This is a genomic window from Jiella flava (assembly GCF_017349315.1).
Lineage (GTDB): Bacteria > Pseudomonadota > Alphaproteobacteria > Rhizobiales > Rhizobiaceae > Jiella > Jiella flava.
Map to the genome: position 1 here is coordinate 18,380 of NZ_JAFMPP010000008.1, position 12,597 is coordinate 30,976.

11 protein-coding genes are annotated in these 12,597 nt (G+C 65.7%); 3 read left to right on the forward strand and 8 right to left on the reverse strand.

The genetic code is table 11. The features are described 5' to 3' along the window. Positions 1–137 precede the first annotated feature (137 nt). Both rfbG and rfbF read right to left on the reverse strand, forming a co-directional pair. The gene (gene rfbG, locus J1C48_RS10575; protein ID WP_207257815.1) at positions 138–1,313 is read right to left on the reverse strand and encodes a CDP-glucose 4,6-dehydratase; all 1,176 of its coding nucleotides are present in this window, start codon (positions 1,311–1,313) and stop codon (positions 138–140) included. Continuing rightward, complete coding sequence (gene rfbF, locus J1C48_RS10580; protein WP_207257816.1) at positions 1,306–2,148, reverse strand: glucose-1-phosphate cytidylyltransferase; 843 nt, start codon at positions 2,146–2,148, stop codon at positions 1,306–1,308. Before rfbF ends, rfbG begins: the two co-directional genes overlap by 8 nt. Positions 2,149–2,429: 281 nt before the next feature. On the opposite strand from rfbF, the gene J1C48_RS10585 reads away from it, so the two are divergent. Then, complete coding sequence (locus J1C48_RS10585; protein ID WP_207257817.1) at positions 2,430–4,055, forward strand: hypothetical protein; 1,626 nt, start codon at positions 2,430–2,432, stop codon at positions 4,053–4,055. Here the strand turns inward: J1C48_RS10585 and J1C48_RS10590 are convergent. The 3 genes from J1C48_RS10590 to J1C48_RS10600 are packed head-to-tail and all read right to left on the reverse strand — an operon-like array spanning position 4,039 to position 6,948. Then, positions 4,039–5,133, reverse strand: coding sequence for a glycosyltransferase family 4 protein (locus J1C48_RS10590; protein WP_207257818.1), 1,095 nt, complete (start codon positions 5,131–5,133; stop codon positions 4,039–4,041). The genes J1C48_RS10585 and J1C48_RS10590 overlap by 17 nt on opposite strands. Further along, positions 5,124–5,894: an HAD family hydrolase gene (locus J1C48_RS10595; RefSeq protein WP_207257819.1), complete on the reverse strand. Its 771-nt coding sequence runs from the start codon at positions 5,892–5,894 to the stop codon at positions 5,124–5,126. The genes J1C48_RS10590 and J1C48_RS10595 overlap by 10 nt, the downstream gene beginning before the upstream one ends. 4 nt (positions 5,895–5,898) lie before the next feature. After that, positions 5,899–6,948 (reverse strand): ATP-grasp domain-containing protein, encoded by a 1,050-nt coding sequence (locus J1C48_RS10600; protein ID WP_343217693.1) that lies wholly within the window; start codon positions 6,946–6,948, stop codon positions 5,899–5,901. Between the two features lie 200 nt (positions 6,949–7,148). Here J1C48_RS10600 and J1C48_RS10605 point away from each other — a divergent pair, with 200 nt between their 5' ends. Continuing rightward, complete coding sequence (locus tag J1C48_RS10605) at positions 7,149–8,051, forward strand: formyltransferase family protein (RefSeq protein ID WP_207257820.1); 903 nt, start codon at positions 7,149–7,151, stop codon at positions 8,049–8,051. 46 nt (positions 8,052–8,097) lie between these two features. Further along, positions 8,098–9,174 carry a glycosyltransferase gene (locus J1C48_RS10610; RefSeq protein ID WP_231081700.1) on the forward strand — a complete coding sequence of 359 codons (1,077 nt, stop codon included), beginning with the start codon at positions 8,098–8,100 and terminating at the stop codon, positions 9,172–9,174. A gap of 62 nt (positions 9,175–9,236) precedes the next feature. Here J1C48_RS10610 and J1C48_RS10615 read toward each other — a convergent pair whose 3' ends face one another. From J1C48_RS10615 to J1C48_RS10625, 3 genes are read right to left on the reverse strand one after another with little or no spacing between them, the layout of a single operon-like run. Continuing rightward, on the reverse strand, positions 9,237–10,088 hold the full coding sequence (locus J1C48_RS10615) for an ATP-binding protein (protein WP_231081701.1): 852 nt from the start codon (positions 10,086–10,088) through the stop codon (positions 9,237–9,239). Between the two features lie 34 nt (positions 10,089–10,122). Continuing rightward, positions 10,123–11,436: a glycosyltransferase family 4 protein gene (locus J1C48_RS10620; RefSeq protein ID WP_207257821.1), complete on the reverse strand. Its 1,314-nt coding sequence runs from the start codon at positions 11,434–11,436 to the stop codon at positions 10,123–10,125. Continuing rightward, on the reverse strand, positions 11,433–12,581 hold the full coding sequence (locus J1C48_RS10625; RefSeq protein WP_255679424.1) for a glycosyltransferase: 1,149 nt from the start codon (positions 12,579–12,581) through the stop codon (positions 11,433–11,435). The genes J1C48_RS10620 and J1C48_RS10625 overlap by 4 nt, the downstream gene beginning before the upstream one ends. Between the last annotated feature and the right edge of the window lie 16 nt (positions 12,582–12,597).

The following is a 12,597-nucleotide window of genomic DNA, read 5'->3' on the forward strand; positions in this document are numbered from 1 at the left end:
GTGCCCTGCGTCCTCTCGGACGCAGAAACGACGCTCGAACTCTTTGATTCGAAGCATCGTGCTTTGCCGAAAGTCGATTCCGATGTACGGGCCGATGCTGTCGTCGATCGCTGCGGCCGCGACACGGCGGACGTTTGTCAGCCGTATGCCGCGCGTTTTTGCGCACCTGCCACCGCCTGGCCCGCGGTGGTTTCGTCAGGGCGGGCGGTGGTTGGTGTTGGTCGGCTGCTCTCTGCCGCCTCGGCGCGCACGAGATAGTCGGTCAGCTGTGCTTCGCTGACCGCGCGGATACGACCGGGGTCCTTGAAGAAGGCTCTGTACCAGGCGGCGGTCTGGTCGACGGTCTCGGCGATCGAATAGACCGGCTTCCAGCCGAGGCGCACAAAGGCCTTGGTGCTGTCGAGACGAAGCAGCCGGGCCTCGGCGGGCGCGGCTTCGTCGCGACGCACCAGCGGTGCCTGCTTGACGCCGAGTCCTTGCGCGATCATCGCCGCGAGGCTGGCGACATCGACGGCGGAGTCGCGATCGCAGCCGAAATTCCAGGCTTCGTCGATGCCACGTTCGCCGGCCATCAGCCGCGCGGCGACCATCAGATAGCCGCGCAGCGGTTCGAAGACATGCTGCCAGGGCCGCACGCTCGCCGGGTTGCGCAAAATCGGCCGCTCGCCGGCCTCCATCGCACGGACGAGATCCGGCACCAGCCGGTCGCTGGCAAAATCCCCGCCGCCGATCACGTTGCCGGCGCGAACCGTTGCAAGGCGGGGAGCGCCCGGCCGCGTGAAGAATGTGTCGCGATAGGCCGCGGCGACCAGCTCGGTGCATCCCTTGGACGAGCTGTAAGGGTCGTGGCCGCCCATCGCGTCGGTCTCGCGATAGCCCCAGGCCCATTCATTGTTGGCGTAGCACTTGTCACTGGTCACCACGACGATCGCCCTGAGCGACGGCATGGCGCGGGCTGCCTCGAGCACCACGGCGGTGCCGACGACATTGGTCAGGTAGGTGTCGATCGGATCGACGAAGGAGCGTCGCACGATCGGCTGGGCGGCGAGGTGGAAGACGAGATCGAAGTCCGCGCCGGCCAGGCACGCCTGAAAGGCCTCACGCGAGCGGATGTCGCCGATCCGCCCGTCGATCAGGCGGTCGAGCCCGATGGCATTGTGCAAGGAGCGTGGTTCGGCCGGCAGCGAGACGCCGACGACCGCGGCGCCCAGCCGGCGCAGCCAGAGGCACAGCCAGCCGCCCTTGAAGCCGCTGTGGCCGGTGACGAGAATCCGGCGGCCGGCAAAGGCGCGACGAAATTCGGCCTCAGACACGCAGCGGCTCCTGAGCCGTGCGGTTGCGGTGTGCGGCGCTGGGGATGGCGCTGCCGGCCGCGCGGGAGAACGTCAACCAGGGAGCGGGGTCTTGCTGGCAAAGGCCGTCGAGATGATCGCGATCGCGGACGGTATCCATCGGATGCCAGAAGCCGTCATGGCGATAGGCGAAGAGCTCACCGTCTGCGGCCAGACGCGCCAGCGGCGACGCTTCCAGCGGCTCGGAGAGATCCGGGACATAGTCGAGAACGCCGGGCTCGAAGACGAAGAAGCCGCCATTGATCCAGGTCTCGCGCGACCGCACCTTTTCGGAAAACTCGACGACGCGGTCACCGTCCATGTCGAGACTGCCGAACCGGGCTGGCGGCTGGACGGCGGTCACCGTCGCCAGGCCGCCATGGTTCTCGTGGAAGGCGAGCAGCGCCTCGATGTCGATATTGCCGACACCATCGGCGTAGGTGACCATGAAGGTCTCGTCGCCGATCCATTCGCGCAGCCGCAGCAACCGGCCGCCGGTCATGGTCGCCAGACCGGTATCCACCACCGAGACGTTCCAGTCCAGCGGCTGCGTCGGCTGCAGCGTCATCGAGCCGCTGCCGAGGGCGACGGTGAAGTCCGCTGTCGAGAGATGAAAGTTCTGGAAGAACGCCTTGATCGACATGCATTTGTAGCCGCCGGCGACGATAAAGTCGCAAAAGCCCCAGTGGCTGTAGATGTCCATGACATGCATGATGATCGGCCGGCCGCCAATTTCCACCATGGGCTTGGGAATGCGCGTCGTCTCCTCCGCGAGACGCGACCCGAGCCCGCCGGCCAGCAAAATCACCTTTACCATTGGGACTCTCCGATCCGAGACATGTTGTGAAAACGGTAGGTTCGGGATCTGCCGGTGACAATTTGTCCGTTCGGCGGATGATTTTGTCGGGATGCGCCGAAAGGATGACCGGGAGGATCATTTGGCGGCGACCAGCTTCGCAACTGCAACGTTATGGTCCAGGCCGGACGGTGACCCGTGCCATATCCGAGCGGGGCCGCTCCCGGCGGCGCCGCGGTGGCCCTGAGGCGGCGGTTGCTGATTGGCGTTGACGCAAATTTTTGACGAAGGGAGATCGGGCTTTGTCTCTTCTGGTTTCGATGCGTCGAAGCCCGATCGCGGCTTCGGGGCTGATCCGACGCTCCTTGGCCGGGCCGCTGGTGCTGGCCGCCGTGTCGGCCTTGAGCGTCGCCGGTCTGTTTTCCCGGATGATGAACTACCAACTGCGCCGCGACGAGGAGCTTTATGTTCCGCCGGCCCGGCTGCTCGATGATCATCATCTTTATGCCGACTTCTTCTACAACCACACGCCCGGCTCGGCCTGGCTGTTTCATGCCGTGCGAACGGTCGTCGGCTCAAACGACCTGCTTCTCGACGGTCGCGTCGCTGTCTTTCTCGGCTGGTTGCTGTTTGCCGCGGCGATCAGCCTGTTCACCTACAGGATGACCGGCTCGCTGTTCCTGTCCTGGAGTCTGACGACGCTGACCCTCGTCAACGAGCTCTTGTTGACCCAGGCGGGCATGGGGGCGACGAACAATTTTCTGCCGCTGCCCTTCAGTTTTATCGGGATGGCGCTGATCGTCGTCGTCGCGACCGGTCGGGGCGAGGAACAATGGCTGCTCGGCCTGGCCGGTCTGTCATTGGCCTTGGCCGTGGACATCAAGGCGAGTGCGATCGCCTTCGTCATCGTTGCCGGTGGCGCGGTCTGGTTCCTTCCGGGGCGGCTGGATGTTGCCGAACGGCTGCGGCGGCATGTGGCTCCGCTCCTGGCCGGCGGCGTCGTCGGCGGCCTGCCGGTTCTCTCTTACCTCGTTGTTGATACGCGGCGGTTTCTCGACAACGTCGTCGGTTATCATCTCGGGCCGCACAAGGCCTATTTCCTCAGTGCGGCGAGCGCCGGGGAGGGAGCGGCGACCAGCCTGATGGCGAAGGCGTTGTTGGCGCATGGAATGCTCCTCGGCAACGGCACGGCGGCCGCCGCGCTGGTCGCGCTGATCGTCGCGGGCTTGTTTTGGCGCATGCAGAGCGGACCAGGGCGCAGTCTGGATCGCGGCGTGATCTGGTCGCTCGTCTTCGTCTTCGTCGCGTTCGTCGCCTCCAGCTTTGTCGCACTCGTTCCGACGCCGAGTTTTCCGCAATATTTTGCGCCGCCGCTGGTCTGCGTGCCCCTCGCGCTGGCCGTGCTTCTGTCGGCCCTGCCGGCGACGATCCTGCCCCAGGCGAAGATGGTGACGCTTGCGGCGGCCGCGGCGGTCTTGATCGGGCAAGGCCCGCGGTTGATGCAGGATGTGGCGACATTCCTGAAGCCGAGAGACTGGACCGTCTTCGCGGTCCATCGCGCCGGCGCCGCGATGGCCGATCGCTTAAAGGCCAAGGGCCTCGATGGCCGGGTGGCGACGATCGCGCCGATCTATCCGCTGGAGGGCGGGCTGCCGGTCTATGCGGAATTGGCCACCGGGCCGTTCTTATTCCGGACAGCGGATCTCGTTTCGCCGGCCTTGGCACGATCCTATCGGATGGTGACCCCTGAGGGTGTTGCGGCGCTCTTTGCGGTCGAGCCGCCGGCGGCCTTCCTGCTCGGCTTCGAGCCGGCAATCGAGGCGCCGCTGAGGAAATTTGCCGAGAGCCACGGCTATCGGCCGTTGGCGAATTTCGCCATTCGCGATCGTTACGGGGTCGGCCGTCTCTGGGTCAGGCCGACCCCGTGACTCCGTCGATCACCGCGTCCCATTTGGCAAACACGGCCGCGCTCAAGTAGCGCTCGGCAATGACCGGACCGATGGCGCGCAGACGCGCCCGGGCGCCGTCATTGCGAGACAGATGAAGAAGCTTCGCCGCCAGATCCTCAGGCTCATCGGGCTGCGCGAGGGCGATGTCGGCAACGTCGGCGAGAATCTCTGAGGGGCCCCAGGGGCAGGCCGTTGCGACCAGCGGCAGGCCGGCCGCGAGGGCTTCGAGAAGAACGTTCGGAAAGCCTTCGTAGCGCGAGCTGAGCACGAAGATTCCGCCGGCGCTGATCCAGTCTTGCGGTCCGTGCGTGACGCCCGGCAGCACGACGCGGGACTCCAAGCCGAGCGTCGTGATCTGACGCTCGAGCGCCGCGCGCTCCTGGCCCTCGCCGAAGATCGTCAGACGCGCATCCGGCATCGCCGCGTGGACGATCGCAAAGGCGTCGAGCAGACGATCGAAGCCTTTTTGTCGGTCGAGTCGCCCGACCGCGATAACATGTGAGGGGTCGTCTTTCGTCGCGGTGAGGGGGGCTGGCGCAACCGGATTGGGGATCACCGATGCCTTGCGCCGAAGGTGACGCGGCAGCGCCTCGCGCGCAGCCTGGGTCTGCATCACCAGGCGGGCCGATCGAGCCTGCGCCAGGCTACGCATCGCGCGCCAGGCGGGATGCATCGGCTGGACGACGAAGTTGTTGCGCTCGCTCATGACGACGGGGATTGCCAGCCTGGCGGCGGCGAGCGCGGTGACGATATTCACCTTGGTCAGAAAGGACAGGACGATGTCCGGGCGGGTGACGGCGAAGCGGTGCCTGAGCGCCAAGGTCTTGGCAACAGGATCGAAGAGACGGCGCGGCCGGCTTCGGCTGCCGTCCTGCGGCGCCGCGAGGCCGACCACGGAGATGGCCGGATCGTAGTCGAAATAGGTGGCGCCCGATGGTTCATTGAGGGCGATCACCTCGACGCTGTCGCCACGCTGCCGATAATGATGGGCGAGCATGCTGACGACCTTCTCGGCACCGCCGGCGCCGAAGCCGGCCTGAACGAAGCTTATGCGCATGAAACTTGCGGACCTTGCCGGCCGTTCTCCACCTGTGCGGGTCCGGCCATGGCCGTCAGACGCTTGCGGTCCAGCGCATCGAGACCGGCATCAAGCGCATCGAGGCTGCGGATCACCCGATCCGCCCGATAGTCCGCGCCGGGTGGGTCATGGCGATGGATTCGACCGGGGCGGAGGATCTGGACGCTCGCCCAACCCCGACGCCTTGGAGTGAGAAAGTCCTTGGCCGCGTTGTCGGCGACATAGACGAGCCGGTCCGCCGGCAGCTCGGCCCAGCGTTCGACCTCTTCGAACGCTTCCGGATGGGGTTTGCCGCGGCCTTCGCCGAGCTCCCCGGTGCAAACGATCTTGGCAATTCGGCTCTCTAGGCCAAGCGCTGCGATCTTCGCGCGTTGGCTTGCCGGCGGTCCATCGGTGATCAGCGCGAGGGGAGTGCCGGTCGGACAGGCGTCCAGGTAGCGCGCCGCATCCGGCGCAAGGGCGATCCTCGGATGATGGTGACGATAGGCGCTGACGAGGCGAGAAACCAGATCGCCGGCGGCAGTGACGCCGCATCGATCGAGCGACGCGTCAAACACCATCTGTCGCAGCCCGGCATCGAACAGGTCTTGGCAGGTCTTGGCGACGCGTTCGGCCAGCGCCGGATCCGCTGCGAAAACCGTGGTTGCGGCGGCGCGAAATCCGCTCGTGGCATAGTCGCGCTCCAGATAAAGGGTGTCGTCGAGATCGAAGACGACGATGCGGGGAATCGGCTCACTCATCGGTTCAACCTTGAAAGACGGCGGCGTCGTAGCGCAGCATGGTGACCGCGCCGCGCCAGTCGTCATGGGCCGTGCAGGGAATCTCGCAGAGTTCTTCGAGCAGCCACTGGGTGAAAGGCGCACCGGCCTCATGGGCGAGGGGATAGCCACCGCCGAACCGGGCATTGATCTCGAAGACGCAAAGGCCGGCGTCCTCGTCGTCGATCGTCTGAAAACACAAGACGCCGCGCGCGCCGGGCAGGGCGGCGACGATCGCCTCGGCGAGGTTCCAGAACCGTGGATCGCGATCGGTCCGGCCCTTCTCGACCTCGCCGGCGCGCACGCTCAAGCGGCGATGGGTGACCGCACTGCGCAGGACGCCCTGTTGGTCGACGAAGATGTTGGTGGTGAATTCCGGCCCGTTGAGCAGCTGCTGCAGCACCATCGGTTCCGCGGTTTTGCGGGGAATATCGGCTGCCCTGTGGATGACCTGCAGCCCACGGCTGGCGCTGCCACCGCTCGGCTTCATCATCATGGGAAAGCATAACCGAGGATCGGCGTCGCCGAGTTGGCGTGTCAGCGGAACCGGGATTCCGCCTGCGGCCAGGACCGCGGCCGTCAGGTGTTTGTCGCGGGCGACCGAGACCACTTCGGGCGCGGACACATGCACCCGCGCACCGAGGGCTGCGAATTCGTCCCGCCGTGCGGCGAGCGCAAACAACTCTGGATCGATCGTCGGCACGACCAGATCGATGCGGAACTCTTTGACGATGGCAAGCAGGGTGTCGACATAGTCCGGGGCGTCACATCGCGGCACCGCGTGCCAGGCATCGGCGATCTGACAGGCGGCGCTGCGCTCGGGCCGCATGTCGCAGGCGATCACGATCAACGGCATCGCGAGCGCCGCGGCGGATCGGCGGAAGCACTCAATCAGGCCGACGCGTCGGCCGGCCGAAAGAACGAGAATACGTCGCTCGGAAAGGGTGAGGTGTCCGTTGCGCGCCACCTCGCCGAGGGCGGCGGCGGCGGTGGTTTGACTGGCTCCGCCCGGCAAATTGTCGCTCCGCTTTGGCACGGCACCGGCGGCGCCTGATGCCGTGCACCCTAGCAAGCGCCTCGGATTGCGAAGACTCGGCCATTTGTCGTAGCGGCGGGATCCGCCTCCTTCGAATGGCGGACTGGCGGGTCAGGCGAAACAGCCGACAATCGGCAATGAACCGGGCCACCTCAGTCGGTGCTGTCATTCGGGTCGATGTTTGGCGTTTTGAGGGATCGATGAGATTTGCATTCGTTGGGGCGGTGGAAGGATCGGCGGTGGCACTTGAGGCGCTTATCGCAAGCGATCTAAGTCCCGCCCTGCTCGTAACCTTGCCGCAGCACGCTTCGGCACGCCATTCCGACTATGTCGATCTCGCGACGCCTGCGCGCGACAGTAAGATCCCCCTGCATTTCACCCGCAACATCAATGACGAGCAGACCATGGCAGCGCTGCGAGCCGCTGATCTTGATCTCGTTCTCGTACTCGGTTGGTCGCAGATTTGCGGGCCGGCGTTTCGCGGCGTCGCCAGAGCCGGTTGCCTCGGCTTTCACCCGGCGCCGTTGCCGCGCTTTCGGGGACGGGCGGTCATTCCGTGGACGATCCTGCGCGGGGAAACGATGAGCGGTTCGACCCTCTTCTGGCTCGATGAGGGGGTCGACAGTGGGCCGATCGTGGCCCAAGGTGTGTTCGCCGTATCGCCCGAGGAGACGGCCCGTTCGCTTTACGACAAGCATCTCAGCCAGATCCGCCAACTCGTGCCCTCGACGCTGAAGCGGATCGCCGCGGGTGAACGCCTGGGCGTTGCGCAGGACAAAGCGCTGGCGAGTTTCTGCGCCCGGCGCGTCGCCGAGGACGGGCTGATCGCCTGGGGCGAGTCCGCCGATGCCGTTCTTCGTCTGATCCGCGCCGTCGGTGAGCCCTATCCTGGCGCCTTCACCCATGTCGGGACGGACCGGCTGGTCATCGATGCCGCGCGCCCGTTTCGCGATAGCGACCGTCACATCGCCCTGCCGGGGCAGGTCGTCGCCCACACCGAGGCCGGATTTGCCGTCATGTGCGGGAATGAACGGGGGATCGAAGTGACCGCCTGGCATGGCGACGGCATCGGCCTCCCCAAGCTTCATTGCAAACTTCGATGATCGCCCTTTCCGGGCGCTCCTTCCATCGGGCGGATTGTCGACATCCATGTTGATGCACATCATCACCAACTTCACCGCCAATGCCGGCGCCGAGGGCATGCTGTCGCGGCTGCTCGTCGACAGCCCATCGGCGCTGGTCGTTCCGATCATGGATGTCGCCGACCGCTACCGCAACGTCAGTGCCGCCGGCGTCCGCTTCGCGCCGATGCGGGCGGAAACGCCGGCCAAGGCGCTGCGGGCCGTACCGCGCATCGCGGCGCTGATCCGCCGAGAGCGGCCGGACGTGATCTTGTGTTGGATGTATCACGCCATGGTGCTTGGCACCGTCGCCCATCGCCTGGCGGGTGTCGGCACGCCGATCTTCTGGAACGTCCGGCAATCGCTCGACAGCCCGGCGGCCATGTCGCGGAGCACACGGGTGATGTTGTGGATGTCGCGTCTTCTGTCCCGCACGCCGGACGGGGTGGTCTACAACTCGCAGCGGGCCGCCGACCTGCATCTTCGCTACGGCTTTCGCAGCCGTGCGACGACGGTCATTCCCAACGGTTTCGAACCGGCGGCGTTTGCCACGCCGGATCACGAGCGGCCGAAAGTCTTCGGTATCGCCGCGCGGTTCCATCCACAAAAGGATCATCAGACCTTTTTCGCGGCAGCGGCACGGCTCGCCAGGCGCCATCCGGAGGTCCGCTTCGTCGCGGTCGGGGCCGGCCTCGAGCCGACCAACACGATCGTCCGGCAGATGATGGCGACAAGCGGCCTTGCTCCGGAGCGGATCAGCCTGCGCGGTGAAACCACCGACCTCACCGAGTTTTATCGGGAGATCGACGTGCTCGTCCTGTCGTCCGTGACCGAAGGCTTTCCAAACGTCATCGCCGAGGCGATGGGGCGCGGCCGGCCGGTGGTGACGACCGATGTCGGAGAAGCGGCGCGGATCGTCGGCGACACCGGCTTGGTGGTCCGACCTGGCAATCCCGAGATGCTGGCGAACGCCATGGAGACGATGACCGCGATGGCGCCTGAGGACTATCGGCAGCGCGCTCTCGCAGCCCGCCAGCGGATCCTCGACCACTATTCGCTGAGCAGCGTGCGCCGGCAATTCGAAACGGTCTTGGGAACACTTTGACCGGCGCATGGCGGCTGCGCGTTCACAAGACTGCGGGGGGGCGTCTCACCCTTCCGCGACGTTTAAGGTCGTGACGCGACGACGATGTCTTCGATTTCCGAGCCGTTCCCGATGCGCTCGACACTTTGGAATCGGCCGTCGCCGTTAAGTTCAAACAGCGTGCCGTCGTTGCGCCCGTCGCGGGTCGTGCGCGTGACGAGGAACAGCGTTCCCGGCCCGCGCAGATAACGGCGGACATTGTCGACCGCTTGTGCCAGATCGGCTGGCGCGAAATAGCCGCGATTGAGGATATTCGCCGCGCGCACCAGATCGAACTGGCCGGCAAAGTCCGCCCGGCGGACCATGATGTCGTCCTCGACCATAAAGATATCGGCGCGGCGGGCCAGGCGTTGGCTCGCGAGCTCGACCGGACGGCCGGCACCGGCCGCGATCTTGCGGCGGGCGATGGGCCGAATGACGGCGCTGGCGGCCAGTCGCGGCAGCACCGCGAGGGTCAGATAGTCGAGCCGCCGGATCCAGGGCCGGATCGGATGGCCGGCGACATCATATTGCAGCGGCTGTCCGTTGCGATCGGCAAGGACAAGAAGGCCAGGCGCGATCTCGACGATATAGGCGTGGATGAAGAGGTCTGTTGCCGTCAGCGTCACTTGGCAGCCGAGGCCCTCCAGAAAGGTGACAAGTTCCAGCGACGTGATGCCCGACGAAACACCGACGTCGAGTACTGTGCTGATCGTCGCGGCGCGAGCTTGAAAGACGCTTCGAAAGCGCTGTTCGATTTCGAAGAAGCGCGACGGTTGTGTGCGTTTGAAGGTGCCGTTGGGCATTTTCAACGGATCGAAGAAGGCTTCCTCGATTTTCGGATCGTCAGCGAGGGTGGGGATGCCGAAAAACTGTGTTGCCGTCAGGCCCATCATGCTGCCTCTCTGGTGGAATCGCACATTGCCGGGATTATTCCGGCCGCGCCGACATTGCCGGCTGGATCGCAGGCATCGGCGTCCGCCGCGGCGCGTCGCCGCGGGAGGCGGGCGCCGGACTTTGGTCGGCTGGCGCGCCCGGTCGCAGCAGGCCCATTTCCGCCATTAAGGCGCGATTGACCCGGTGGACATCGAACCGGGTCTCCGCGATCCGCCGCGAACGGGCGCCCATCTCGTCGATGAGCTTCGGGGTCTCCAAAAGCCGGTGCATGGCGCTTTCGAGCGCATCGACCGACCGTGGCTCGACCTGAAAGCCGTTGATCCCCTGGATCACCGTCTCCCGGCATCCGGGCGCCGTGGTGGTGACGATCGCGCGGCCGACGGCAAGGGCTTCGAGCGCCGCCCGGGGAATGCCTTCGCGATAATAGGAGGGGAGGACGAAGACGCTGCATGCGGTGAGCAATGGGCGGACGTCCGCGACTTCGCCGAGATAGTCGATGGCGCCGCTCCTGATCCAACGGTCGACGTCGTTGGCGGGCACGCCGGAGGGGCTGGGGTCGAAGGGGCCGAGAATTTGGAATCTCGCCTTGGGAAAGGTGGCCTTGAGCCGCTGGGCGGCGAGGGCGAACTCCTCGATGCCCTTTTCCCGCAGGAGCCGGGCGACGAGCAGGAACCGTGGCGGGCCCGACGGAGGGATGCTCTGCCGGAAGCGGTCGAGATCGACGCCGGATCCGGCGACCATGACCATTCGGGTCTTCGGGCTGATCATGCCGTGGCGGTGAATATCCTCCGCATCGGCGTCGTTATAGGCGAAGACGGTCGGCATCCCGACCAGGGCGGCGCGATAGAGCCGGATGCTGAGCCTGCGCAGAGCCGCCATTCGCCGGGTTGGCCGGGCTTCGCCGAAGACATAGCCAAAGCCGGTGAACAGCGCGAAGCGGCGTGGCACGCCAGCCCACCGCGCGGCAAGGCCGCCATAGATGATCGGCTTCATCGTATAGGCTAGAAGGACATCGGGCTTTTGCTCCCGCAGCGCCCGCCAGATTGTCGCCAGCGTCTTGAGATCGATCCAGGGATTGGTGCCGGTGCGCGCCATCGGGATCTGCTGAAAGCCGACGCCGATCTCGGCCAGACTGGCAATCGCGGAGCGGTCGTCATCCGGGGCGAGAGCGACGACCTTGTGGCCTTCGGCGACCATTGCCCGCAACAGTTCCAAGCGGAAGTTGACCAGCGATTTGGTCAGGCTGGCGATCACCACGATCCGCTGCCCGCCCGCCGATGGGATGCGCGCCGGCGACGCCGACGTCGCCTGATGATGGCCGGCCTGATCCACGGTCTGCCCTTTCATGCCAGGCGCGCCGTGGAGCTTTGGGCCTCGACGACCCGCTGATAGAGCTCGAGATGGCGCGCCACATAGTTGTCAATTGAGAAATGCTGTTCGACCCGCCGCCGGGCCGAAAGACCAAGGGAATGGCGTTCGTCTTGGCTGAGATCCACGAGGGAGGCGATGCCGCGTGCCAGAGCCTCGGTATCGCGGGGCGGTACCACCAGGCCGGTCTTGCCGACCAACTGGCCGCAATCGCCAAGCCCGGTCACCACGGCCGGGACGCCGCAGGACATCGCCTCGGCGGTGGCGAGAGAAAAGGATTCGCCCCAGGCCGACGACAGCGCGAAGAGATCGAATCCCGCGAGGTAATCGGAAACGTCGGCGCGCGGGCCGATCGTCGTGATCCGCTGATCGATGCCGAGTTCGCGGGCCAGCGTGCGGACCGTGCCGTCAATATGGCCTTCGCCGACGAAGACCCCCTGAATGTCGTAGCCTTCGCCGATCAGCCGGGCGAGGGCGCGCACCAGATTGGCCTGATCCTTCATCGGATGGAAGCGCGAGACGTGACCGACGATCGTGCGGCCGGTCGGAATCGCCAGCTCGGTGCGCAGCCGCGCCGACGCGCTGGCATCGATCTGAAACTCGTTGCAGTCGATGCCGTTGGGGATCACCAGCGTGCGACGCGGATCGAAGCCAATCGCCTCGTGCTGCTCGGCGGCAACCCGCGAGCAGTAGACGATGGCGGAGGTGCCGGACGAGATCCGCCCGGAGAGCTGGATCAGCCGCCGATTGGCCGGCGTTTCATCGGTAATATCGGCGATCGAATGGTGTACGCTCCAGATTACCGGAGCCAAGGCCCGGCAGACCAGCGAGCCAAGGGTGGCGGCCAGATTGCCATGATACATCCATCCGTGGATGACGTCGGGCTTGATCCGCCCCATCACCCGGCCGAGCTGATAGAGGTCGCTCGGCCAGGGCTTGCGCGACATTTCGATCGAATAGACATCGGCGCAAGTCTTGGCGATCTGCGAGCGCAGGGCGCCGAAGGGCAACAACGACAGGACCGACGACGCATAGGATGCGGTTTCGAGGTGGCGCAAAAAACGCGTGAGCATGATTTCGGCGCCGCCAATGTTCAATCCCGTGATGGTGTGAAGAAGCCTCATGGTCACGGAGCAGCCA